The organism is Magnetospirillum sulfuroxidans (assembly GCF_018224925.1).
Classification (GTDB): domain Bacteria; phylum Pseudomonadota; class Alphaproteobacteria; order Rhodospirillales; family Magnetospirillaceae; genus Magnetospirillum; species Magnetospirillum sulfuroxidans.
Genome location: NZ_JAGTUF010000001.1, coordinates 661,079 through 686,742, shown reverse-complemented (window position 1 = coordinate 686,742; position 25,664 = coordinate 661,079). Strand labels below are relative to the sequence as shown.

Sequence of the window (25,664 nt, the reverse complement as noted above, 5' to 3'; positions counted from 1 at the left end):
GGTGCACCGTTTGTTGGTTCGTCAGTTGCGCCGCGCCCTGGGGGCGGCCGATGATGCCGAGGCCGAGGCGCTGCTGGGCGCCTTGGCCGAGGGTGATGCCTCGGTCTTGCCGGCGCCGGTGGCCCGGCTGCTCGGCGGGCTGCCCGATTTACTGCGCCGCGTGGGCGAGACCTATGACCAGCATGACCGTGATTTGACCTTGCGCAATCGGTCGCTGGAACTCAGTTCCGGCGAACTGACCAAGGCTAACGCCAAGCTGCGCGAAGAAACCGCCGCCCACGCCCGCGCCATCACCTCGTTGCGGCAAACCGCCAATGAAATTCTGGAAACCAGCGGCAAGCCGCCGCTGGCCGAGGATGCGACCGGGCTTGAGGGACTAAGTGCCCTGATGTCCGATCTGGTGCGCGAACGCGCCGAGTTTCAGCACAATCTGGAACGCCAGAAATTCGCCCTTGATCAGCATGCCATCGTCAGCATCACCGATCACACCGGCACGATTATCTACGCCAACGAAAAGTTCTGCGAAATCAGCGGCTACAGTGTCGAGGAATTGCTGGGGGCCAATCACCGCGTCGTCAATTCCGGGCTGCATCCGCGCGAAATCTTCACCGATATGTGGCGGACCATCGGCAATGGCCAGGTCTGGCGCGGCGAGATTTGCAATAGCAAGAAGGATGGTTCGCTGTATTGGGTCGACGCCACCATCGTTCCCATTCTCGACGCCGCCAACCGGCCGCGCCAGTACATCGCCATCCGCACCGACATTACCACCCGCAAGACCATGGAAGCCGCCTTGCGGGAAAGCGAACGCCGCTTGCAGATTGCCCTTGATGCCGGTCGCATCGGTTTGTGGTCGTGGAACACCCGCACCGACGAGGCGTTTTTCAGCGATCAATGGATGGCCATGCTAGGGTACGGCGCCGAGGAATTGGCCGCCTGTGGCGACACCTGGAAGGCCTTGATGCATCCCGATGACCAAGACGCCACCTTTGCCGCGTTGAACCGGCATCTCGAGGGCCACAGCCCGGTCTATGAAAGCGAGTTCCGTCTGCATCACAAGGACGGATCGTGGCGATGGATGCTGGCGTCGGGCCGGGTCATCGATCGTGACGCCGATGGTCGGGCCATCCGCATCGCCGGCGTGCACAAGGAAATCACCGACCGCAAGCAGGTCGAGGACATGCTGAAAGAGGCGGTGGAAAAGGCCGAGGCCGCCAATCGGGCGAAAAGCGAGTTCCTGGCGACCATGAGCCATGAAATCCGGACGCCGATGAACGGCATTATCGGCATGACCGGGCTGTTGCTGGATACCCAGATGACGCGGGAACAGCAGCATTTCGCCAATACCGTGCGCACTTCGGCCGAGGCGCTGCTGAGCATCATAAATGATATCTTGGACTTCTCGAAGATGGAGGCCGGACGGCTGGAATTCGAGTACGGACCGTTCGAGATCCGGCCATTGGTCGAAGGGGTGGTCGATATCCTGGCCCCTCGGGTCAAGGGCCGCAATGTCGAGCTGACCTATGTCGTGCCCAATGCGGCCCGTGGCGTGTTCTATGGCGATGCCGGCCGCTTGCGTCAGGTCTTGCTTAATCTGGCCGGCAACGCCATCAAGTTCACCGAGACCGGTTCCGTTCATATCGGCATCCAGGCGGAACCGGGCTTTGGCGACATGATGCGGCTTCGCGTCGAAGTGGTCGATACCGGCATCGGGATTTCCGACAGCGCCAAGTCACGCCTGTTCACCATGTTCACCCAGGCGGATTCCTCGACCGCCCGCCGCTTTGGCGGTACCGGCCTGGGCTTGGCTATCTCCAAGCGCATCATCGATCTGATGGACGGACAGATTGGCTTTGACAGTGTCGAAGGCCAGGGATCGGTTTTTTGGTTCGAAGTTTCGCTGCGTCGCAGCGACGAAAAATCCAGCGAAATCGAAATCATCAACCCATTGGAAGGCGCTCGCCTGCTGGTGGTCGATGACAACGCCACCAACCGCGAGGTGTTCCAGCATCAATTGGAACATTGGGGGGCTCTGGTTGATCAGGTTGACAGCGCCGCCGCCGGCCTGCTGGCCATCCGTCAAGCGCAACAGGGGGGGCGCCCCTATCAGCTGGTCTTGCTCGACCATCACATGCCGGGCATGAGCGGGCTGGATCTGGCCGCCGTCCTGCGCGCCGATCCGTTGATGGCAGAGCTGAAACTGGTGCTGGCGTCATCGGCCAACCCATCGGATTTCCGCCAGATGCACGCCGGCCTGCGCCTGGATGACGTCTTGTCCAAGCCGGTGCGGCAAAGCGCCTTGCTTGATTGTCTGATGACCCGTTTGGGGCGGGGGCAGCCCTTGCCCGAACAGGCCAGCCTGGCCAGTCTGGGCGATATGCCCGAGCCAATTTTGGCCTTGCGCGTCCTGGTGGTCGAAGATAATCCCATTAACCAGCAGGTGGCGGTGGGATTGCTGGCCAAATTGGGACACCGGGCCGATGTGGCCGATGACGGTTCCGAAGCGGTGGCTTTGGTCGAACGCGGCGAATACGATCTGATCTTGATGGACATGCAGATGCCGCGCATGGACGGTCTGACCGCCACCCGGATCATCCGCGGACTGAATTCGGCCAAGGCCGAGGTCACCATCATCGCCATGACCGCCAATGCCATGGAGGGCGACCGCGACGCTTGTCTGGCTGCCGGCATGAACGATTATCTGGCCAAACCCATCGACCGCCACCGCTTGGCCGCCATACTGGATCGCTGGATCTCCCAAATCATCGAATTGCGGGGCGGGCGGGCGCCGTGCGTTGCCGGCCCGGATAATTTCGTCGATGAACCTGTCGTTCAACCTCCTGCCATGGTTGAAAGCCCGGTGGTCGATGCCGATGTCCAAGCCGATCTGGAAGAGGCTTTGGGGCGGGATTCGTTCTTGGCGCTGTTGTCGTCGTTTCGCGGCAGTCTTCCTGTCCGGTTGGGGGAAATCCGGGCTGCCGTCGATGGCAACGATCTTGTCGCCGCCGCCGCCGCCGCTCATTCCTTGAAAGGGGCGGCGTCGAATCTGGGGTTCTTGCATTTGGCCGCCAGCGCAGGGCGTTTGGAGCAAATCGGCAAAAACGGTGACGGTGATCTTATCTCGCGACAAGAAGAACTGGTCGTCGGCGCCGTCAAGGCGGCCATCGACTATTTAAGTCAAGCCAATCCCAAGACGTAAGGGGCGATCCATGCGGATCCAGATTGTTGACGACAACGAAACCAATCTGATGTTGTTTGAACAGATCGCCCTGCGGGTGGCCGAGGATGTGACGGTGGAATGCTTCGCCGATCCGGTCAAGGCGCTGGAAGACGCGCGCGCATCGCTGCCCGATCTGGTTCTGGTCGATTACATGATGCCGGTGATGGATGGCCATCAGTTTTTGGTGGAAATCCGCAAGCTGCCGGGCGGCCGCGATGTGCCGATCTTGATGATCACCGCCGCCGGCGAACGTTCCGTGCGGCAAAAAGCCCTGGAATTGGGCGCTACCGATTTTTTGACCAAGCCGGTTGATCCCACCGAGGTTCGGGTGCGTCTGGCCAATCTGCTGGCCCTGCGTCGGAGCCATCTGCGCTTGCACGACCGCAATCGCTGGCTGGCCGAGGAAGTACGCAAGGCCACCCAGGCCATCAGCGCCCGCGAGCACGAATTGGTGGTTCGGTTGTCCAAGGCGGCGGAATTCCGTGATCCGGAAACCGGCGGGCACATTCAGCGCATGGCTCATTATTCCGCGCTGATTGCCCGCGGCATGGGACTCGCCCCCGATCTGTGCGATTTGATCCTGCGGGCGTCGCCCATGCACGATGTCGGCAAGCTGGGGATTCCCGATGGCATCTTGCTGAAGCCGGGGCGTCTGGACAGCAATGAATTCGAGGTGATGAAGCGCCATCCCGGCATTGGTCACGCCATCTTGGACGGCAGCGCCTCGCAGCTGATCGCCCTGGGAGCCGAGATTGCCTTGACCCACCACGAGAAATTCGATGGCAGCGGTTATCCCAATGGATTGGCGGGCGAGGATATTCCGTTGACGGGCCGGATTGTCGCCGTTGCCGATGTCTTCGACGCCCTGACCAGCGAACGCCCCTATAAGGTGGCGTGGGAGGTGGAGCGGGCACGGGCTTTCCTGATCGAGGGGCGGGGCAGCCATTTCGATCCGGCTTGCGTCGATGCCTTTATCAACGCCTGGGACGAGGCCATGGCCATCAAGGCCCGCTTTATCGATGATTTTCCTGACCATGGGGAAAATGTCGAGCAAGCCATTGCGTGAAGGACCATCAGGTCATGAAGCGCCCTAACTTCACCGCAACTTTTACCCTTGCCGCTCTTTTTTTGGCGGCATTGGTTTATGTTGGCTCTTTGTGGTTTGTTCGTTTGCTGGTGCAAGACAGCATCATTCACTCCACCTTGGCCGCCAATCATACCTTGACCCGGGTGTTCGGCAACGAAGTCTGGCCACGGATTGCCCCCTTGCTTGAGCGGAATCAGGCCCCATCGGCGGATTTACCCGACGTTGATCGGCGGGTCCGTGATTTCACCGCCGGCAGCGATATCGTCAAAGTGAAAATCCTGGCTCTGTCGGGGGCCGTGGCTTATTCCTCGGACCCAGCCGATATGGGCAAGATCTACAAGGATAATGCCGCGTTCCGTCAAGCCTTGGACGGGATTGTTTCGGGCAATCTGGAGTTTCGTTCTTCCTTCACCGGCATGACGGGAACCTTGACCGACATCGATCTGGTGTCGAGCTATGTTCCGATCTTGGCCGCTGATGGTCGGCCAACGGCAATCGCCGAGCTTTATATTGATCGTCGGCCGGCAATGGATCAGGCCCGCCTTGGCTTGCGCAAACTGGCCGTTTCCATGGCTGGTTTCTTCTTTTTCGCCATTTTCTGCCTGATTTTCATCGTCTGGCAGTTGGATATGGCCCGTCTTCGGCAAGATTTGCAATTGGCCGAGCACAATGAAAGCCTGATCCGTTTGGCGGCGGAAAATGCCCAGGCCCGCGAAGCGGCGGAACAGGCCACCAAGGCCAAATCGGAATTTCTGGCGACCATGAGCCACGAAATCCGCACGCCCATGAACGGCATTGTCGGCATGACCGAGTTGTTGATTGATACCGGGCTGACGCCGGAACGCTTGCGATTCGCCCAAACCATTCGCACCTCGGCCGAATCGCTGCTGACCATCCTCAATGATATCTTGGACTTTTCCAAACTGGATGCCGGGCGGTTGCAATTTGAAAGCGTCGGTTTCGGAATGCAGCTCCACGTCGAGGAAGCCATCGACATCATCGCGCCACGTCTGCGCGGCAAGAATGTGGATTTGGGCTATTGGCTGGCGCCGGAAGTGCGCGGCCAGTGGTTGGGAGACCCGGTACGCTTGCGCCAGGTTATTTTGAACCTGTTGGGCAATGCCGCTAAATTCACTGAATTCGGCGCCGTCACTTTGCATGTGGTCGCTGGTGCGGCCGGGCGTGTCCGTTTCATCGTCGCCGATACCGGCATTGGCGTGCCACAAGAGGCGCAGGCCAGCCTGTTCGGCATGTTTGCCCAGGCCGATTCCTCCACGGCTCGCCGCTTTGGCGGCACCGGGCTGGGATTGGCGATTTGTCGGCGTATCGTTGACGGCATGGGCGGCGAGATTGGTTTCAGCTCAGAGGAAGGCAAGGGCAGCACCTTCTGGTTCGAGGTGCCCTTGCCCGCCGAGGCCAAGGCCGAGGCTGAAATTGAAATCCCGCCGCCATGCCTGAGCGGCATCACTGTTTTGGTGGTCGATGACATGGCGGTTTCCGGCACGATCAACCGTGATGTGCTGAGCGAGGCGGGGGGGCAATGCCATCTGGTGGAATCGGTCTCGCAAGCCTTGGCATGGTTGCGCCAGCCGGGGGTGTTGGAATCGGCGCCGGTGGTGGTGGCCGACCAGGACATGCCGCTGATGGGCGGGATGGAATTACTGACCATGATGCGCAGCGATCCGCATTTGGCCGGGCTCAAGATGGTGGTGGTGGTGCCGGGGGGCAACCGTGACGTCATCGCCCAGGCGAGCCAACGTGGCGCCGATCTGGTGTTGGCGGCGCCGTGTCGTCATGGCGATCTGGTCGATGCGGTCTTGCAGGTCAAAGGATTGGGGCGTTCCGCCGCCGCCCGCGCCGCCGAAGTGACGGCTCCCGCCGCGGGTCTGGGCCACGCTCGCCCGCTCAACGTGCTGGTGGTCGAGGACAATCTGGTCAATCAGGAAGTGGCCAAGGGCTTTCTTGCCGCCTTGGGGCACAAAGTCGATGTGGCCGACGATGCCGGCGACGGTGTCGCCATGGTGCTGCGCGGTGGTTACGATCTGGTGTTCATGGATTTGCAATTGCCCGACATGGACGGCATGGAGGCCACCCGTCTGATCCGCGATTTGCCCGGCGAGCATGCCAATATTCCCATCATCGCCATGACCGCCAACGTGATGGAAGAGGACCGGCGCAATTGCCAGGAGGCCGGCATGGATGGCTTTTTGCCAAAGCCTGTCCGTCGAGAGGCGCTGGCGGCATTAATGGCGCAATGGCAGGCCAAAATCACCGGTTAGCGGCTTGGACGCCCGCGCGCTGACCCGATGGCAAGAGGGGGGCTGCGTGTTTCGCCGTGCCTTTAGCGCGACAAAACCCGTAACACCTGTTCCAGTAAATTATCCACCTGTTGGCGGGCGGCGGCGGGTGGCAGGTGTTCCATAGTGTTGGCTTGCATTGTCGCCGCCAGTTCCGACGGGCTCAGTTGTTTCATTTCCGTTTTAGGTTCCGCGACCGGTTCTGGCGGCTCGGCTTCGGCGGCGTCTTCGGCACTGGGGGGGGGCGCGCTTTCTTCCGTCGCGACCATGCCCAAGCCGGTTTCCATGCGTTCCAGCCGCTGGTTGACCATGCCCAGGAACGAGGTCAGCGCGCCAAGATCAGGCCCGGCTTCGACCCGGTTTTCCATGGACGAAATGCGGTTGGCGATGGTGTTGAGGACGTCGGTGATCGGGGCGGGGTCAAAGCCTTCGGGCACGGCGTCGGGCGAGGATTCCATGCGCTGTTCGATGCGGGCGACCCGCTGGGCGATGGTGTCCAAGGCGTCGCGCAGCGGGGCGACATCGATCTGTTTCGCCTCGTCGATCTTGCGTTCCACATTGGCGACGCGTTCGGCGATGGTTTCCAGATGCGTGTTGGTTGGGGTCATGTCAACGGGTTCGTTGACGATGCGGTTGGGCAGGTCGTCGATCTTTTCCTCGACTTGCTCGACCTTGTGGACCACTTCTTCCAGCAATTGGGTGAAGGGGGAGGAATCAAAGGATTCCCCTTGGCCGATCATCTCCTCGAGATGCCCCAGACGTTCGGAAATCACCGACAGTTGATTGCCTTGGCCGCTGGGCAAGGCCAAGGGGCCGCCCAGGCGGCTTTCCAGCCCATCCAGGCGTTCGGCGATCAGGTGAAAACCGTTGGCGGTGTCGTGGGCGGTGGTCTGAATGGCGTTGCGCAGTCCGGCCAGATGCTGACTGACGGTTTTCAGCGCACTGGCAAAAGCCTCGACGGCGGCCAAGGATTGCAGGTCGCGCCGTTCCATCCGGCCCAGCGTTTCCAGCACCGCCTCGGCGGCGTAGGTGCGGCTGCTGGCATTCATCGCCTCGAAGGTAAAGGACAGCGCTTCAAGCCGTTCGACCAACGGCACCAAGCCGGATTGATCCGCCGGCGCATGGGCCGCGCTGGCGTGCGCAACCGTCGTGCCGGGCTTTGCCGCCACGTCCATGGCCTGAGGATTCCCCCCCTCTGGACCGCCCGATTGAGTTGGATTGCCCGCAATCACACGGAACGCCATTGGTTTCCCACCCGATGTCGAAACAATCCACACTATGCCTTTATCGCCGCCCCGGTACAAGGGTGGGGGCCATCAGCATTCGCATCATGGACGGCAGTTGGTGCGGTGATTTGGAAAAGTTATCATTTGTCTTAGGTCGTTTTACCTGAGGTCGAATTATGCTAATGGTATTGCTCAACCGTGTCGGACAAAGAAATGGCGGATCCGGTTCCAGCCCGAGTGATGAATAAGAATAAAAGCACATCGGATGACCGCTTCGCCGTCCTGACCGCATGGGCTTTGACCATTCTTTTGCTGGTGACGCCGGCTTTTCCCCGGATCACCCTTTTTCATCATCTCAATGATTATCTTGCCGCGCATCAAATCGTCGAGATTTTCGCGATGGTTGTCGCCGGTTTGGTTTTCGCCGTTGGTTGGAACGTCCATCGCGAGGTTCGGCCCGGCAATATCAGCATCTTGTCGGCGACCTTTCTTGGGGTGGCGCTGATCACCTTGGCGCATACCCTGTCTTATAAGGGCATGCCCGATTTCGTCACCCCCAGCGGGTCGGAAAAGGCCATTGGGTTTTGGCTGTCCATGCGCGCGTGTGGCGCCTGTGGTCTGTTGCTGGCGGCATTGCTGCCTTGGCGCCGTTTTTCCCATCCGCAAGGACATCTCGCCATCTTGGCAATGGTCTTGCTGTGGGTGGCCTTGACCTATTGGCTGGTGTTGTTCCAGCCTCATCTTTTGCCGCGCACCTTTTTGCCTGACACGGGTTTGACCACGTTCAAGGTGACGGCCGAGGCGGCCTTGGTGGGAATTTATCTGTTGGCCGCGCTTTTGTTTCTGCGTCCGGGGGCGGGGTTGCCCAATGCGCGCTGGATGGCTTCGGCCTGTTGGGTGATGGGGCTGGCGGGCGGCTATTTCTGCCTTTATGACAACCCCTTCGATATCTACAACCAGATCGGGCACATCTATAATGTCATTGCCTATGGTCTGCTGTATCAGGGCCTGTTCATCAGCACTATCCGCGATCCCTATATCCGTTTGCAACAGGCCCAAGATGAACTTGAAGGTCGGGTGGCGGAACGGACTGGCGCGCTGAGCGCGGCGCTGATCAGCCTGGAACGCCAGCAACATGATTTGGAGCAAGCGAAGCTGGCGGCGGATCGCGCCAATCTGGCCAAATCAGAATTCCTGTCGTCCATGAGCCACGAATTGCGCACCCCCTTGAATGCCATCATCGGCTTTGCTCAATTGCTGCGAACCGGTCGTCCCGGTCCCTTGACCGCGAAACAGGCCGGGCAGATTGATCACATCACCCGTGGAGGCCAGCACCTGTTGGAATTGATCAACGAGGTGCTGGATCTGGCGCGGATTGAAACCGGCAGATTGTCGCTGTCGGTGGAATCCATCGACCCGCGCGCGGTGATGGATGAATGTCTGGCCTTCGGCCGTTCTTATGCCCGCCCCCGCGGCATCGACATCATCGCGTGGCAGGGCGGCCCGGTCCTGCCCATCTTGGTCGATTACACCCGCTTCAAGCAGATCTTGCTCAATCTCATTTCCAATGCCATCAAGTACAATGATGACAATGGCCGGGTCATGCTGACGGCCCAACCCTGGGGCCAGGGGATCATGCGCTTTTCCGTCACCGATTCCGGCCCAGGAATTCCTCGCGTCAAGCAAGGCAATTTGTTCGAACCCTTCAATCGTCTGGGGGCCGAAGCGTCCGGCACCGAGGGAACCGGGATCGGCCTGACCATTACCAAGCGATTGGTCCAAGCCATGGGGGGCGCCATCGGCTTCACCAGCGCCGAGGGACAGGGTTCGACCTTTTGGGTTGATATGCCGACGGCCGCCTTGGATCAGGCGGTGATGGGGCGCCACCAGACCGTCATCCATCTGCCCGATCATCTGAGCGGCGGTCGCCGGCGTGTGCTTTATGTCGAGGATAATCCGGCCAATGTCTTGTTGATGGAGGCATTTCTGGCGGAAATAGACGGCTTTGCGCTTGATTGCGCCAACACCATCGAAAGTGGCTTGGAAAAGATAAAGCTGTCCCGTCCCGACATCATCGTTCTCGACATCAATTTGCCGGGCATGAGCGGTTTGCAGGCGGTGCGCCACTGGCGGAGCTTGCCGCATTTGCGGGACTTGCCGATCATCGCGTTGTCGGCCAATGTGATGCCCGACGCGGTTCGGGCCGGTCTTGCCGCAGGGTTTGACCGTTATCTGACCAAGCCTTTGGATTTCAATGTTTTTTTGCAAGCTGTGCAGGAATTGACCCAAGGGGAAGAGTAAGTGACGCAGCGCAGTGTCCTGGTCGTCGATGACAACGCCGCCAACCGCGATCTGTACAGCGATCTGCTGGAAATGACGCCGTTCACCGCCATTGCCCTGGACGGTGGCGATCAGGCGTTGGCGGTGACGCGCCAGCATCGGCCGGGGCTGGTGCTGATGGATATCAATTTGCCGGGCCGTAGCGGCCTGGAGGTGGCGGCCGAGATTATCGCCGCGCTGGGGGCCGAAGCGCCGCCGATCCTGGCCTTGACCGCGTCGTGCCTGCCCGATCTGATCGACAGATTGCAGGCCGCGGGCTTCGTCGGACTGGTGTCCAAGCCCTGCGGGGTGGCCACCTTCCTGGAGGCGGTCACCTGGGGCATGGGCGAGCAGGCGGCGCCGTTTCGCATATTCTCGTGTTGATTCCCGGTTCAGAGGCCATCGCCTCCGAAACTCTCCCGTCATGCCCGCTTTCAGGTTAAAGCCGAGCACAGAAAAGCCCCGCTTTGTGGCGGGGCTTTTCTTTTACATCTGCTCGATGGCCGACAACACCCAGGTGCCGTTGGCGCCGCGGACAAAGGTCCACGCCTCGGTGGTTTCCACCGGATTGTGGGAATCGCCTTCCACCACCGCGTTGTTATCCAGCCGCACCATGTAGTCGCGAGCCGAGAACGTGATGATGGCGGTGGCGTAATCGACACCGTTTTCGCGCCAGGTTTCGCTGATATCGCCCTTTAGCAAGGTGACGTCTTCGACCACATTGCGTTGGCCGTTGGCTTGATCACGGGCCAGGTCTTCGGCGATCCAGCCGGCCACTTCCGGCGTCACCAATTGGCGCAAGGCGACGGGGTTGCCGTCACTCCAGGCTTTTTGCACGCCTTCGATGATGCGGCCGAACTGGCTTTGATCGTCGGGGCTGACCTCGAATTCCTTGGCGGCGCGCTCGCCATGCCCCGTGGGGGCGGCGGCCATGGCTTCGCGCTGATAGGGCGAGGCGGCGGCGGGCGTGTTGCCCGCGGCTTGTGCCCGGCGGCGGAACAGGCGCAAGCCCATCCAGATCAATCCGCCGATCAGGGCGACTTGCAACAGCGTTCCGAACATGCTGGCCATGGGGGCGGCATCGGAGGCGGCGGCCATGGCTGAATTATTGCCGAACAGCATCGAGCCGATGCCGACGCCGAGCAGGCCGCCCATCAGGCCGCCCATCATCGGATTGCGCTGAAAGAAGCCCGGCTGTTGACCCATGGCCGGGCTGGCCATGGGGGCGGTGGGGCGCATGGCGTTGGGGTTGTACATGGGGCTGGCGGTGCCGGGCTGGCTCAGTCCCGGTTGGGTGGCCGGCGGCGGCGTGACGCTGCGTTCGATCGGACGGTCAAAGGTGCGTGACCCGCGTGATCCCATGCTGCTGCTTCTGCCAGCCTTGGCCCAGGCCTCGGCCGACAGGGAAAACGCGATCAAAGCGATCAAGAGGCCGGTAAAAAAGTGATGGCGTTTCATGGTTCCTTGACCCCAAAACAATGATGGCGGCCCTGATATAGGTGCCGCCATCGCTGATTCAAATGATTGTGATTGGTTAGTTTGTCGCTTCGTCCGAGCCCTTGATGCGGCTGGCCAGGGACGCGGCCATGAACATATCCAAATCACCGTCCAGCACCGCCTGGGTGTCCGAGGTTTCGACGTTGGTGCGCAAGTCCTTGATCATCTGATAAGGCTGCAACACGTAAGAGCGAATCTGATGGCCCCAGCCGATGTCGGTCTTGGTGTCTTCCAGCGCCTGGGCGGCGGCCTCACGCTTTTGCAATTCGGCTTCGTACAGGCGGGCGCGCAGCATATCCCAGGCGCGGGCCCGGTTCTGGTGCTGCGAGCGCTCGGTCTGGCAGGCGACGGCGATGTTGGTGGGGATGTGGGTGATGCGCACCGCCGAATCGGTCTTGTTGATGTGCTGGCCACCAGCGCCCGAGGCGCGATAGGTGTCGATGCGGCAATCGCTTTCGTTGATCTGGATATCGATGGTGTCATCGACCACCGGATAGACCCAGGCCGAAGCAAAACTGGTCTGACGCCGGGCGTTGCTGTCGAAGGGGGAAATGCGCACCAGCCGGTGCACGCCGGCTTCGGTCTTCAGCCAGCCATAGGCGTTGTGGCCGACAACGCGGATGGTCGCTGATTTGATGCCGGCGCCTTCGCCGGCGCTTTCTTCGACGAATTCCAGCTTATAGCCTTTTTTCTCGGCCCATCGGCTATACATGCGCAGCAACATTTCCGCCCAATCCTGGGCCTCGGTGCCGCCAGCGCCGGAATTGATTTCCAGGTAGCAATCATTGGCGTCGGCTTCGCCCGACAGCAGGGTTTCCAGTTCCAGCTTGCCGGCCAGATCCTTCAATCCGCGCAACTGCGCCTCGGCATCGGCGGCGACGTCGTTGTCGCCCTCGGCCTCGGCCAGTTCGATCAGGCCGAGCATGTCATCCATGTCGCCTTCCAACTTGCGGCAGCCGGTGATCTGGGTTTCCAACTGGGTGCGCTCACGCATCAGCTTTTGCGCCTTGTCGCCGTCATTCCACAAATTGGGATCTTCGGCCTGGGCGTTCAGTTCATCCAGGCGCATCAGGGCGGCGTCCCAGTTCAGGTGACGCTTCAACAGGGCGACGGATTTGCGGATGTCGGCGGCCAGCGCTTCGATTTCGGCGCGCAAAGGTTTGTTCCTCTCGGGTCTCAGGTCAAGCCGGCATTTTTACTGTCAATACAAGCCGCCGGGCAAGGGCGGAGTGGCCCCGGCCGGCAATTGCGGCAATGGTGACACCAAGCCATGCGCCGCATCGCTTTCGTCGGGCAATGGATTAAAGCTGAATCCGTCCGATGCGCCGCCATCCAGCACGTCTTCCTGATCCGACGGCAAGCGATCGTTGGATTTGAAGGCTTCCCAGATGGCCCGGTTCTCGCCGGGGCTGGCGGGGCGGCCGGTGGCCGCATCGACGCGAACCATGCGCACCCCCGGCGGCACGCGGAAGGGGGTTGCCGGCTGGTTCTTCAGCGCGTCCATCATGAAATCGCGGAAAATCGGCGCGGCGACCGAGCCGCCGGTTTCGTGGTCGCCCAGGCTGTGCGGTTCGTCGAAGCCGACGAAGACGCCGACGGCCAGATCGGGGCCAAAACCGACGAACCACGTGTCGAGACTGTCGTTGGAGGTTCCGGTCTTGCCGGCCAGCGGCTTGCCGACGGCGGAAACCGAACGGCCGGTGCCGCGTTGGACCACGCCTTCCAGAATCGACACCATCTGATAGGCCGACACCGGGTCGACGATCTGGGGACGGATATCGGGCAGGCGCGGCATTTCCTGCTGCGAATATTGCACCGGCCAACAGCCTTCGCAGAAGCGCTGGTCGTGGACGAAGACGGTGCGGCCGTTGCGGTCCTGCACCCGATCGATCAGGGTTGGCGCGATCTTCTTGCCGCCATTGACCAGCATGGCATAGGCGGCGGTCAGCCGCAGCACGGTGGTTTCACCGGCCCCCAGGCTCATGGCCAATTGCCGGGGCAGGGAATCATAGATGCCGAAGCGGTTGGAGTAATCGGCGATGGCTTCCATGCCGATGGCCTGGGCCAAACGCACGGTCATCAGATTGCGTGACTTTTCGATGCCGACGCGCAGCGTCGTCGGGCCAAGGAAATCGCCGCTGTAGTTCTTGGGCCGCCACATGGGCAGGCCCGGCCCTTGCGGCAGGGCGATGGGGGCATCCAAGATCAGCGAGGACGGGGTATAGCCATTTTCCAACGCCGTCAGATAGACGAAGGGTTTGAACGACGAGCCCGGTTGACGCAGCGCTTGTGTCGCCCGATTGAACTGGCTTTTGCCATAGGCCCAGCCGCCGACCATGGCCAGGACGCGGCCGGTATGCGGGTCGATGGCGACCAAGGCGCCTTCGATCTTGGGAATCTGGCGCAGGGCATAGGTCCCGGCGGCGGCATTCTTGCCGTCTTCGGTCTTGCCGACGGCCTCGACCAAGATGACGTCACCGGGCTGGATCACGTCGGCGGGGCGCTTGGGCGCCACCCCGACATGTTCTTCCTTGAGCCAGGGGCGAGCCCAGCGGATTTCGCTGAACGGGATGGTGCCATCGGCGCCGTTGGCCAAGCCAATCTGGGCGCTGCCGTCGCTGACCGTCAGCACCACCGCCAGATCCCACGGCTCGCCGCCATTGGGATAGGCGATCGCCGCCAGACGCTGCTGCCAGCCGGAACCGGCGGTGATGCGGGTCACCGGGCCGCGCCAGCCATGGCGGCGATCATAGGCCATCAAGCCATGACGCAACGCTTTCGACGCCTGGGCCTGCAAATCGGCATCGACGGTCGAACGCACAACCAATCCGCCCTTATAAAGAGCGGATTCGCCATATTTGGTCACCAGATCGCGGCGGATATCCTCGGCGAAGTAATCGGCCCCGACGATCATGGCGGCGTCGTCGCGCTTGCGCATGATCAGGGGTTCGGCAATGGCGGCAGTGTACTCGGCCTGGCTGATCTTGCCGTCTTCCAGCATGCGGCCGATGACCCAGTCGCGTCGCTCCTTGGCGGCTTGGGCATGGCGGACCGGGTGGTAATTGTTGGGAGCCTTGGGCAGGGCGGCCAGATAGGCGACCTCGGCCACGCTCAATTCTTCCAGACCGCGGTCAAAATAGTTGTTGGCGGCGGCGGCGACGCCGTAATTGCCCATGCCCAGGTAGATTTCGTTCAGATACAGCTCGAGGATGTGGTCCTTCGAGAACGCGCGTTCGATGCGGAAGGCCAAGATGGCTTCCTTGACCTTGCGTTCGATGGACACTTCGTTGGTCAGCAGGAAGTTCTTGGCCACCTGCTGGGTGATGGTCGACGCCCCTACCGGCCGGCGATCGGCGCCCATGCCCTTATTGCGCAGGTTGATCAGCACGGCACGGGCCACACCGATGAAATCGACGCCGGGATGTTCGTAGAACCCTTTGTCCTCGGCCGACAAAAAGGCGTCCTTGACCCGTTGCGGGATAACGCCGATGGGAACAAAGGCGCGCTTTTCCACCGCGTATTCGGCCACCAGACGACCGTCGCCGCCATAGACGCGGGTGGTGATCGGCGGCTCGTAATGGGCCAATTGGTGATAATCGGGCAGGCCCTGACCGAAATGCCAGAACAGGTACAAAGAGCCGCCGCCGGCGGCGATGGCCAGCAGGATCAGCAGGCTGAACAAAATGGTCAGGATTCGCAGCATGGCTTCCAACACAACAAGGTGCAGCCGGTGGTACCCCGTTGGCCTGCCAGCGTCAAGCTTAAGGCCGTCGCGCCTTTTGTCCTTCGAGGAAATAGCGGTCGATGGCGCGGGAAATGCCCTTGGCCAGCTTGGCCCGATAATCGGGCTGGCGCAATTGACGTTCCTCGCTGGGGTTGGACAAATAGCCCAGTTCGACCAGGATCGACGGAACATCGGGGGCTTTGAGCACGGCAAAGCCGGCGAAGCGGTGAGTATTGCCCAACAACGTGGTTTCGCGGCCCAATTCATCGACGACGCCGCCGGCAAAACCGGCGGAGCGGTTCATGGTTTCGCGCTGGGCCAAGTCGATCAGGATGTTGGCGACATCGGCGGATTCGTGCGACAGGTCGATTCCGGCCAGCAGATCGGCCTTGTTTTCCTTGTCGGCCAGGGATTGCGCCTCGCCGTCCGAGGCGGTCTGCGACAAGGTGTAGACCGACAGGCCGGCCAATTGCGGGTTGGACACCGAATCGGCGTGCAACGAAATGAACAGATCGGCGCCGTATTGGCGGGCGATGGCGACGCGTTCGCGCAGACGGATAAAGATGTCGCGGTCGCGGGTCAGATGGACCTTATAGCGGCCGCTGCGTTCCAATTGGCTTTTCACCTCTCGGGCCATGGCCAAGGTGATGTGCTTTTCATAGATACCCGATACGCCCAGGGCGCCGGGATCGACGCCGCCATGACCGGGATCGATCACCACCACCACCTTGCCTTCGCTGCGCGGGCTGCGTGGTTGCGGCGCGGCAGCGGGGGCGCGGACCGGGGCGGCGGCTATTTCGGGTTCTTCGGCAATGGCGGGGGCTGGCGTTGGCGCCGCCGAAGCGGTCGAGACTTCGACAATCGGCCGGGCCAGCGGCGGCGGCACCGGCGCCGATAGCATGGGCGCACCGGTATTGGTGGTCCTTGGCCGTTGTGGCGGCGGAGCGGGCGGCGGCTGGACGGCAACGACCGCTTCAGGCTCGGCGGCGGTGATGACGGGGGCCGGCGGCGGCGGGGCGGGAAGCGGCGTCGCCGCCACAATGACCGGCGCCGGGGCCGTGGCGGCGGGGCTTACTTCGGGGGAATAGACAACGATGGAACGGGACGGCGCCGGGGTGGGGGCGGTGGCCGGGGCGGCAATGCGGCGCGGCTGTGCCGCAGGCGCAGGTACGGACGCGGCGGGATAGGCGGCGGCCAGGAAGTTGGCCCGTGTCGTCTTTTGCACGTCCACCACCAAGCGCCAGCCCAGGCCGTCGCGGGGGGGGATCATGAACGACGATTTGACCAGCGCCGGTTCTTTCAAATCGACCAGAATCTGGCCGTTCTCATAACGCAGCCCCTGGACCACGCCAAACGAACGGCGGGCGGCGTTCACGTCGCGCCAGTCCAGTTCACCGGCATTCAAGATAATGCGTTCCGGCGCGGCTTGGACGGAACTTGAAATGGTCAGATTTTCCGAGACGTCCATGACCACGCGGGTGACATTGTCGGGGTGCGTCCCCAGCCGGGTGGCCAAGACCTGCGCCCGCGCCAAGGCTTCGGTGGCCAAACTGGCCGCCGTCATCAGCACTATGAACGCCAGCGTGGCGCGCAGGAAACCCGATTGAGCCTTCATGGCCTCCATTCTCTCTCACAGATGATTGAGCGAGTGTTAACGGGTATAGCGCACACGGAATCTCAGCTTCAACTCAAAACGCATTGATTCCGATGACTCTTCATCCAAGTGATGCGAATTTGTCATGGCACAAGAAGATGATTGTGGAAAGCCAACAGGCCGGCTATTTTGACAATCGCAGATAAGTGGGCCTGGACCTCCCGTTGGGATGGATGGCGCGAAAGAGTCTGGCGTTGAGCGATTTTCGCCAATGCCTTCAAGCTCTTAAGCCAGTTTCGGACTTGCTGTCTGCCGTCTAGAAACCTTTTCGAAGCCGGGCGCGATGCCCGCCAGCAGGTTCCGCCCATGTCCGCATTCAGCGCATCGACAGTGGATTCCCCCGCAGGCGCCGCCGGCTTCGTTTCAGCATATTCCCGCCTTGGCTATCAGGCGCCCCCAGGTCTGGACTTGATCCGGCCGGGCGCAGTGCCGGCGGCGCCACGGAGATTAGGATTTAATGGTCAAGCGTATGCTCATCGACGCCACACACCCGGAAGAGACCCGGGTCGTCGTGGTCAACGGCACTCGACTGGAAGAACTGGACGTCGAGACCAGCGCCAAAAAGCAGCTTAAGGGCAATATTTATCTGGCCAAGGTGGTTCGCGTCGAACCGTCGTTGCAGGCCGCTTTCGTTGATTACGGCGGAAACCGTCACGGCTTCCTGGCGTTCAGCGAAATCCACCCGGATTATTTTCAGATCCCGGTGGCGGATCGTCAGGCCTTGCTGGCCGCGCAAAAGGCCGAAGCCATGCGCGAAAGCAGCCAAGACAACGACGATGACGCTCGGGCCGAAGCCGAAGCCCGGGGCGACGAGGTCGCGCACACCGCCGATGTCGAAACCGGCGACGAAGCCCAGCCGGAAGGCGAAGCCGGCCCGGCGGCCGAAGGTGGCGACGAAGCCGCGCCCAAGCCGGTGGAAACCGTCGGCGGCGGCGACGAAGTCAGCGAACAGGAACTGGAACGTCGGCGCGCCCGTCTGTTGCGCAATTACAAAATCCAGGAAGTCATCAAGCGGCGCCAGATCATGCTGGTGCAGGTGGTCAAGGAAGAACGCGGCAATAAGGGCGCGGCGCTGACCACCTATCTGTCGCTGGCCGGCCGCTATTGCGTCTTGATGCCCAACACCGCCCGGGGCGGCGGGGTGTCGCGCAAGATCACCAGCGCCACCGATCGCCGCCGCTTGAAGGCCATCGCCGGCGAATTGGAATGCCCGGAAGGCATGGCGGTGATCGTCCGCACCGCCGGTTCGGAACGGTCCAAGACCGAGATCAAGCGCGATTACGAATATCTGTTGCGGGCCTGGGACAGCGTGCGCGAGCTGACGCTGAAATCCACCGCGCCGTCGTTGGTCTATGAAGAAGCCAGCCTGATCAAGCGCTCGATCCGCGATCTTTATGCTCGTGACATCGACGAAGTGTTGGTTGACGGCGACGAAGGCTACCGTCTGGCCAAGGACTATATGCGCATGCTGACCCCCAGCCATGCCAAGAAGGTCCAGCCCTACAAAGACCCGATCATGCCGATGTTCCATCGCTATCAGGTGGAAAGTCAGCTTGACGCCATGCACTCGCCCATCGTGCAATTGCGCTCGGGCGGCTATATCGTCATCAGCCAGACCGAAGCCTTGGTGGCTATCGACGTCAATTCCGGCCGTTCCACCAAGGAACGCCACATCGAAGAGACGGCGTTCAAGACCAATGTGGAAGCGGCCGAGGAAATCGCCCGGCAGATGCGTCTGCGCGACCTTGCCGGTCTGGTGGTCATCGACTTCATCGACATGGAAGAAAACCGCAACAACCATGCGGTCGAACGCCGGTTGAAGGACGCGTTGAAGAATGATCGCGCCCGTATCCAGGTCGGCAAGATCAGTGCTTTCGGCCTGCTGGAACTGTCGCGTCAGCGTTTGCGCCCGTCCTTGCAGGAAACCACCTTCTCGCCGTGCCCGCATTGCGCCGGCACCGGTCTGGTGCGGGCGGTGGAATCGTCGGCGGTGCATGTTTTGCGCGCCATCGAGGAAGAAGGGATCCGCCGCCGGTCGTCGGAAGTCACCGTTTACGTGCCGTCGCAGATCGCGCTTTATATCTTGAACCAAAAGCGTGACGCCCTGGCCGCCATCGAGGAGCGCTATCAGTTCCGCGTCTTCTTGCTGGGTGATGACGAGCTGATCGCGCCGAACCTGCGCATGGAGCGGGTGCGTGGCGAGAACCGGCCCGAAGAACCCCGCCCGATTCCGGTCCAAGACATCCCGCTCAGCGTCCCCGAAGAGGATGAAGAGGATGAGGTCGAAGAGGAATCCGAGATCGAATCCGAGGCCGAGACCGAGGATGAGGCGGCTGAAAATGCCGAAGCCGGTGGCGACAAGGACGCGGATGGCGAGAATCGCAAGCGGCGTCGGCGTCGGCGTCGGCGGCGGAAGACGCCAGGAGAACAATCGTCGCAAGCTGGTGGCGAAGACGAACAGGACGAAGCCGCCGAAGGTGACGCCGAAATCGGCGAAGGCGAGAGCGAAGCCGGTGAATCGGCCGAAGATAACGATGAAGACGGTGATGCCGACCGGGTGGAAGGCGAAACCGAGGAAGAGCGGCGCAAGCGTCGTCGTGGTCGCCGTGGCGGTCGTCGCCGTCGCCGCAATCGCGACGGTGAAATCAACGAAGCGCCGCAGCAATTGCCGGAAGGTGGTGTGCCCGACATTTCGCTGATGTCCAATCCCGACGCCGTCGCCGACGTCTTTGCCCGGGCCGAGGCGGCTGCCGAAGCCGAGGCCGAAGCCGCCGCCACCAAGGCCGCGACGGTTGAGAACATGGTGGTTGATGCGGTTGAAACCACCCAAGAGGTGGCGGCGATCGCCGAGGACAAGCCCAAGCGGCGGAGCCGGGCGAAGGCCAAGGTCGAAGACGGCGCCGACGCGACCCTCAGCGAGGATAAGCCCAAGCGTCGCAGCCGGGCCAAGACCGAAACGGCTGAAACCGGAGACGAAGCCGCCGTCGAGGACAAGCCCAAGCGTCGCAGCCGGGCCAAGAGCGCCGAGGGTGAGGCTGCGGCAGAGCCGGCGAAAAAGCCGCGCAGCCGGGCCAAGGCCAAGGAAAAGGTGGAAGAGGCGGTTGTTGCTGCCGAAGCTCCCAATCCCGCGGCCCCAGCCCCAGAGGCTGTTGCACTTGTCGAGGTTCCGTCTGCTCCGGTGACAGAGGCGAGCGACAATGTCGCCGTTGAGGTCACCCCGGTCCCGCAAGTGGTGACGGAAGAGGCCCCGGCTCCGGCCGTGCCTTCCCGTCGCGGCTGGTGGAACAAGCTGCTGAGCGAATAGAAAGCGGAAAATTTCAGATCGGGGGCTTTTGCCCCCGATCTTTTGCTTATTTGGACTTGGTTCGGCGCAAATGGCCTGACCTCATTCATGAAAAAAGCCCCTTCCGCCATTGGCGGAAGGGGCTTTTTGCTGGAATTCCGTCTGGGGTCAGCGCACCACGACCTGATTGCTGGACCAGCGGCGGGCCAAAAGACTGGGCAGGCTTTGCCATTCCTCGAACCGCCGCCGGGCATCGGCTTCGGCCAATTTGCGGTTGATGCGGCCCACATAGGTGACGTTCATGCCGGCGGGACCGTCGGTGGGGCGGCCATCGGCGGTGAAGGCGAAACGCTGGGTGGACGACATCGGCATGGGGGCCTCCCTGTTCGTCAATAGGCGCGGAGCAGGCCGATAAGACGGCCCTGGACCTTGACCCGGTCCGGCGGAAAGATGCGGGTTTCATAGGCTTTGTTGGCCGGTTCCAGGGCGATGGAGGCCCCCTTGCGGCGCAGCCGCTTCAAGGTGGCTTCCTGGTCATCGACCAGGGCGACGACGATGGTTCCGGCTTCGGCGGTGTCGCAGCGACGGATCAACACGGTGTCGCCGTCAAGAATGCCGGCTTCGATCATGGAATCGCCTTCCACCGTCAGGGCGTAATGGGCATGCTGCCCGCCCCCCAACAAGGCGGCGGGGACTTCCACCGTATTGGTGTGGTCGGCCAGGGCTTCGATGGGGGTGCCGGCGGCGATCTTGCCATATAGCGGCAGCGACACCGCATCGGCGGCGCCGGCCATCGGGGTGGCGCCGGCCAAGGCGTTCTGATTGAACCCGCCTTGGATCACCGTGGGGGAGAATTTCGCCGACGGCGCCGGCAAGGGCTGGTCGCCCAGATTTTCCGGCAGCTTGACCACTTCCAGGGCGCGGGCGCGATGGGCCAGACGGCGGATAAAGCCGCGTTCTTCCAGGCCGGTGATCAGACGGTGGATACCCGATTTCGATTTCAGGTCCAAGGCGTCCTTCATTTCGTCGAAAGACGGCGAAATACCGGTGGCGCGAAGGCGCTCGTCGATGAACATCAGCAATTCATATTGCTTGCGCGTCAGCATGGATGCTTCCTCCCCGCCTCCAGTGGAATCTGGCTGGGCGGCACATTGGAACAAAGCCTAAACTTCGGCTTTTGTTCTATGCCTGTTCCATCTTGTCGTCAAGGCTCTTATGCGGGGTTCAGCAATCGCCGTGCAGGGGGAGAATGGCGACGGCGTCGCCGGCTTTGACGGCCTGGGCGTGGGGGGCGCGCACGATCAGGCAATCGGCGCCGGCAAGGCCGGACAGGGCGCCGGAATCCTGGCGGCCGAAGGGCTGGGCGATGATCGCGCCGTTGGGTTTGCGGGTCAGGGTGGCCCGAACATAATCCTGGCGGGCGTCATTGGCCGGCATCTCGGTCGCCAGTGTGGCGCTGACCAGCGGATTATGCGGCGGCAAGCCCAACAGGCAGCGCAGCATGGGGCGCAGAAACACCGTGGCGCAGACCATGGCGGCCACCGGATTGCCGGGCAATCCCAGCACCGGGACGTGGCGGAGGTGGCCAAACATCAGCGGTTTTCCCGGACGCATGGCGATTTTCCAGAAATCCAGCGTAAGCCCGTGATCGGTCAGCGCGTCTTGAACCATGTCGTAATCACCGACCGAGGCCCCGCCCGACGTCACCAGCAGATCGCAGCCGCGGGCGGCGGCGATCATGGCGGCCAGGGATTGCCGGGTATCGGCGGCGATGCCCAATTGCACCGCTTCGCCGCCATTGGCCTGGACCAGGGCGGCCAAGCCCGGACCGTTGGAGGATGGCAATTGTCCCGCCCGCATGGGCTCGCCCGGCATGGTGATTTCATCGCCGGACGACATGATCGCCACACGGGGCCGGCGGCGCACCGGCAGCCAGGGCAGGTTCATCGCCGCGGCCAGGGCGATCTGGCGTGGCCCCATTAAGGTGCCGGCTTTCAGCAAAACCTGGCCGTGGTGGAAATCCATTCCGGCGCGGCGGATATGGGCGCCGGCGGCGATGGGGCTATCGATGCTGACCAGATTGTCATCGCGCCGGCAATCTTCCTGCATGGCGACGCAATCGGCGCCGGCGGGGATGGCCGCGCCGGTAAAGATGCGGATGGCTTGTTTGCTGGCGATGACGCCTTCGAACGGATGGCCGGCGGCGGCTTCGCCCAGGACGGTCAACGGGCCGGGAGCGTCGGCGGCGCGCAAGGCATAGCCATCCATGCTGGAAACGTCCAGCGGCGGATGGGAAACGCGGGCGGCGCAATCGGCGGCCAGCACCCGGTGCAGGGATTGGGACAAGGCAACGGTTTCGCCGGTGGTGGGGACAAGGTCGGCGACCACACGGGACAGGGCGACCTCGACGGCGATCATGGCGCGGCCTGATAGGTGCCGGATTTGCCGCCGGCTTTGTGCAGCAGGCGGATATCGGTGATATGCATGGATTTATCCACCGCCTTGACCATGTCGTAAACGGTCAGCGCCGCCACCGAGACGGCGGTCAGCGCCTCCATTTCAACCCCGGTGCGGCCCTTCAGCTTGCAGGTGGCGACGATGTCGACGGCATTGCGCTGCGGTGCCAGGCTCAGTTCGACCTTGACCGATGTCAGCGCCAGCGGATGGCATAACGGGATCAGGTCGGGGGTCCGCTTGGCCCCCATGATGCCGGCCAGTTGCGCCACCGCCAACACATCGCCCTTTTTCACCCCACGGGTTTCGATCAGGGCCATGGTTTCAGCCGCCATGATCACCGAACCGGCGGCCACCGCCACCCGTTCGGTTTCGGCCTTGTCTGAAACATCGACCATGACGGCGTTGCCGGTGGCGTCGAAATGGGTAAGGTCAGCCATGGTTCAGCCCTTGGCCCCGGCCAATAGAATTTTGGTCGCCATCTCCACATCCGGGCGCTTCATCAGCGATTCGCCGATGAGGAAGCGTTTGGCCCCGGCGGCGATCATGCGCTTGATGTCGCTTGGACTGTCGATGCCGCTTTCGCACACCAACTGACGATCGGCCGGAATCAGCGGCGCCAGCCGTTCGGTGGTGCCAAGATCGGTTTTCATGATCTTGAGATTGCGGTTATTGACGCCGATCAGCGGCGATTTCAGCTTCAGCGCCCGTTCCAATTCGGCTTCGTCATGGACTTCGACCAGCACATCCATGCCGTATCCGAGGGCGATATCCTCCATGTTGGCCAATTCGTCATCGGACAGGGCGGCGACGATCAGCAGCACGCAATCGGCGCCCAGCGCCCGCGATTCGACGATCTGATAGGGATCGACGACGAAATCCTTGCGGATCACCGGCAATTCCACCGCCGAGCGGGCCTCGCCCAGATGGGCGTCGGTGCCTTGGAAGAACTTGTTGGTCAGCACCGACAGACAGGCGGCGCCGGCGCGGGCATAGGCACGGGCCAGTTGCCCCGGTTCGAAGGTCGGCCGGATCAGCCCGGCCGAGGGCGAGGCTTTCTTGATCTCGGCGATCAGGCCGATGCCGATTTCCGCGACCTTGCGATCCAGCGCGGCGGCGAAACCGCGCGGCGGGGCCTGATCCTTGGCCCGGCGCAACAATTCCTGAATCGGCCGCTGGCTTTTGTGCAGGGCCACTTCCTTGCGCTTGTCGTCGCAGATGCGGTCCAAAATGGTCCCGGTGGACATGGTTCAGACCTCGCGGTTGGTGATGGCGATCATGCGTTCCAATGCCGCTTTGGCGGCGCCGTCATCAATGGATTTGGCGGCGATGGCCGCGCCTTCCTTCAAATCGGCGGCCTTGCCGGCGACGATCAGGGCGGCGGCGGCGTTGAACAGCACGATATCGCGATAGGCGCCATGGGCGCCGTCCAGCAAAGCGCGCAGGGCGGCGGCGTTGACCTCGGCGTCACCGCCCTTGAGTTCCGACGCATGGGCCATTTTCAGGCCGGCATCGCCGGGGCGGACTTCGAAGCTGTGGACTTTGCCGTCTTTCCATTCCGACACCACGGACGGCGCCGTGGTGGTCAATTCGTCCAGTCCATCCAGCCCATGCACCACCCAGGCCCGTTCGATGCCCAGGCGGCCCAGAACCTCGGCCATGGGTTCGACCCATTGGCTGGCGAAAACGCCGAGGATTTGAAGCTTGGTCTGGGCCGGATTGGCCAGCGGTCCCAGCAGATTGAAGATGGTCCGGGTGCCCAGCTCGACCCGTGGGCCGGCGACGTGGCGCATGGCGTTGTGATGACGCGGCGCCATCATGAAGCCGATATTGTTGTCCCACAAGCTTTCACGGATCAAGGCCATGTCGGCATCGACCTTGATCCCCAGCGCCGCCAGCACGTCGGCGGAACCGGATTTCGACGACAAGGCGCGGTTGCCGTGCTTGGCCACCGGCACGCCGGCGCCGGCGACGACGAAAGCGGCGGCCGTGGAAATGTTATAGGTGCCCGAACCATCGCCGCCGGTGCCGCAGGTGTCGATGGCTCCGGCCGGAGCCTCGACCGGCAAGGCCTTGGCCCGCATGATGCGGGCGGCGCCGGTGATTTCCTCGACGGTTTCGCCGCGCACGCGCAGGGCCATCAGCAGACCGCCGATCTGGGCCGGGGTGGCGTCGCCGGACATGATGACCTCGAAGACTTCCTCGGCCTGATCCTCGGACATGGAGTGACCGGCGGCGACGCGGCCCAGAACTTCCTTCATCAAGGCAAGGCTGGTCGGGACGGGGGCGGGGGTGTTCATCAGGCGGCGTTCCCTTTGGTGCGGCGGCACAGATCGACGAAATTCCGCAGCATGGCGTGGCCATGCTCGGTCTCGATGCTTTCCGGATGGAACTGGACGCCCCAGGCCGGCAGATCATGATGGGTCAGGCCCATGATCAGCCCATCCTCGGTCCAGGCCGAGACATGCAGGCAATCGGGCAGGCTGGCGCGATCGACCACCAGCGAATGGTAGCGCGTGGCCCTGAAGGGCGAGGGCAGGCCGGCGAAGCAGCCGGTGCCATCGTGATGGATGGTGTCGACCTTGCCGTGCATGGGATGCGGCGCCCGGATGACCTTGCCGCCGAAGGCTTGGCCCATGGCCTGTTCGCCCAGGCAGACGCCGAACAGCGGCACCTTGCCGGCGGCGGCGGCGGTGATCAGATCAAGACAGATGCCGGCGCGATCGGGATCGCACGGGCCGGGCGAAATGACGATGCCTTCCGGGTTCATGGCCATGGCCTCGGCGACGGTCAGGGCATCGTTGCGCCGCACCTCGACCGCGGCGCCCAATTCGCCCAAATAGTGCCACAAGTTATAGGTGAAGCTGTCGTAATTGTCGATCAGCAGGAACATGGCTGACAAT

At 62.4% G+C, this 25,664-nt stretch carries 18 protein-coding genes; 6 read left to right on the top strand and 12 right to left on the bottom strand.

Translation table 11 applies throughout. The features are described from left to right. Position 1 precedes the first annotated feature (1 nt). From KEC16_RS03190 to KEC16_RS03180, 3 genes are read left to right on the top strand one after another with little or no spacing between them, the layout of a single operon-like run. Entirely contained in the window at positions 2-3,199 is a 3,198-nt protein-coding gene (locus tag KEC16_RS03190; protein ID WP_211546183.1) for a response regulator, read from the top strand. A 10-nt stretch (positions 3,200-3,209) separates the two neighbouring features. Continuing rightward, positions 3,210-4,286 (top strand): HD domain-containing phosphohydrolase, encoded by a 1,077-nt coding sequence (locus KEC16_RS03185; RefSeq protein WP_211546182.1) that lies wholly within the window; start codon positions 3,210-3,212, stop codon positions 4,284-4,286. 14 nt (positions 4,287-4,300) lie between these two features. Continuing rightward, the gene (locus KEC16_RS03180) at positions 4,301-6,586 is read left to right on the top strand and encodes a hybrid sensor histidine kinase/response regulator (RefSeq protein ID WP_211546181.1); all 2,286 of its coding nucleotides are present in this window, start codon (positions 4,301-4,303) and stop codon (positions 6,584-6,586) included. A gap of 62 nt (positions 6,587-6,648) precedes the next feature. Here the strand turns inward: KEC16_RS03180 and KEC16_RS03175 are convergent, their stop codons facing one another. Next, positions 6,649-7,779, bottom strand: coding sequence for a hypothetical protein (locus tag KEC16_RS03175; protein WP_211546180.1), 1,131 nt, complete (start codon positions 7,777-7,779; stop codon positions 6,649-6,651). Between the two features lie 291 nt (positions 7,780-8,070). Between KEC16_RS03175 and KEC16_RS03170 the strand changes: the two genes are divergently transcribed. Both KEC16_RS03170 and KEC16_RS03165 read left to right on the top strand, forming a co-directional pair. Further along, entirely contained in the window at positions 8,071-10,131 is a 2,061-nt protein-coding gene (locus tag KEC16_RS03170) for an MASE3 domain-containing protein (protein WP_211546179.1), read from the top strand. Next, positions 10,132-10,533 (top strand): response regulator, encoded by a 402-nt coding sequence (locus tag KEC16_RS03165; RefSeq protein ID WP_211546178.1) that lies wholly within the window; start codon positions 10,132-10,134, stop codon positions 10,531-10,533. A gap of 102 nt (positions 10,534-10,635) precedes the next feature. On the opposite strand, the gene KEC16_RS03160 is transcribed toward KEC16_RS03165, so the two are convergent. From KEC16_RS03160 to KEC16_RS03145, 4 genes are all read right to left on the bottom strand, one after another. Further along, positions 10,636-11,607 (bottom strand): Tim44 domain-containing protein, encoded by a 972-nt coding sequence (locus KEC16_RS03160; RefSeq protein WP_211546177.1) that lies wholly within the window; start codon positions 11,605-11,607, stop codon positions 10,636-10,638. Between the two features lie 76 nt (positions 11,608-11,683). Then, on the bottom strand, positions 11,684-12,802 hold the full coding sequence (prfB, locus tag KEC16_RS03155) for a peptide chain release factor 2 (protein ID WP_211546176.1): 1,119 nt from the start codon (positions 12,800-12,802) through the stop codon (positions 11,684-11,686). A 45-nt stretch (positions 12,803-12,847) separates the two neighbouring features. Further along, positions 12,848-15,349, bottom strand: coding sequence for a penicillin-binding protein 1A (locus KEC16_RS03150; protein WP_211546175.1), 2,502 nt, complete (start codon positions 15,347-15,349; stop codon positions 12,848-12,850). Between the two features lie 58 nt (positions 15,350-15,407). Next, positions 15,408-16,985: an N-acetylmuramoyl-L-alanine amidase family protein gene (locus KEC16_RS03145; RefSeq protein WP_249208665.1), complete on the bottom strand. Its 1,578-nt coding sequence runs from the start codon at positions 16,983-16,985 to the stop codon at positions 15,408-15,410. A gap of 496 nt (positions 16,986-17,481) precedes the next feature. On the opposite strand from KEC16_RS03145, the gene KEC16_RS03140 reads away from it, so the two are divergent. Continuing rightward, positions 17,482-20,328 (top strand): Rne/Rng family ribonuclease, encoded by a 2,847-nt coding sequence (locus KEC16_RS03140; RefSeq protein ID WP_211546174.1) that lies wholly within the window; start codon positions 17,482-17,484, stop codon positions 20,326-20,328. A gap of 147 nt (positions 20,329-20,475) precedes the next feature. On the opposite strand, the gene KEC16_RS03135 is transcribed toward KEC16_RS03140, so the two are convergent. The 7 genes from KEC16_RS03135 to KEC16_RS03105 all read right to left on the bottom strand — a co-directional run bounded on the left by KEC16_RS03135 (position 20,476) and on the right by KEC16_RS03105 (position 25,654). Further along, entirely contained in the window at positions 20,476-20,679 is a 204-nt protein-coding gene (locus KEC16_RS03135; RefSeq protein ID WP_211546173.1) for a hypothetical protein, read from the bottom strand. A 17-nt stretch (positions 20,680-20,696) separates the two neighbouring features. Beyond that, entirely contained in the window at positions 20,697-21,413 is a 717-nt protein-coding gene (gene lexA, locus KEC16_RS03130; protein ID WP_211546172.1) for a transcriptional repressor LexA, read from the bottom strand. A gap of 118 nt (positions 21,414-21,531) precedes the next feature. Then, complete coding sequence (locus KEC16_RS03125) at positions 21,532-22,725, bottom strand: molybdopterin molybdotransferase MoeA (protein ID WP_211546171.1); 1,194 nt, start codon at positions 22,723-22,725, stop codon at positions 21,532-21,534. Beyond that, positions 22,722-23,201 (bottom strand): cyclic pyranopterin monophosphate synthase MoaC, encoded by a 480-nt coding sequence (moaC, locus tag KEC16_RS03120; RefSeq protein WP_211546170.1) that lies wholly within the window; start codon positions 23,199-23,201, stop codon positions 22,722-22,724. Before moaC ends, KEC16_RS03125 begins: the two co-directional genes overlap by 4 nt. 3 nt (positions 23,202-23,204) lie before the next feature. Further along, entirely contained in the window at positions 23,205-24,008 is an 804-nt protein-coding gene (trpC, locus tag KEC16_RS03115; RefSeq protein ID WP_211546169.1) for an indole-3-glycerol phosphate synthase TrpC, read from the bottom strand. Positions 24,009-24,011: 3 nt separating this feature from the next. Then, complete coding sequence (trpD, locus tag KEC16_RS03110; protein WP_211546168.1) at positions 24,012-25,061, bottom strand: anthranilate phosphoribosyltransferase; 1,050 nt, start codon at positions 25,059-25,061, stop codon at positions 24,012-24,014. Beyond that, the gene (locus tag KEC16_RS03105) at positions 25,061-25,654 is read right to left on the bottom strand and encodes an anthranilate synthase component II (RefSeq protein WP_211546167.1); all 594 of its coding nucleotides are present in this window, start codon (positions 25,652-25,654) and stop codon (positions 25,061-25,063) included. The genes trpD and KEC16_RS03105 overlap by 1 nt, the downstream gene beginning before the upstream one ends. Positions 25,655-25,664: the final 10 nt, after the last annotated feature.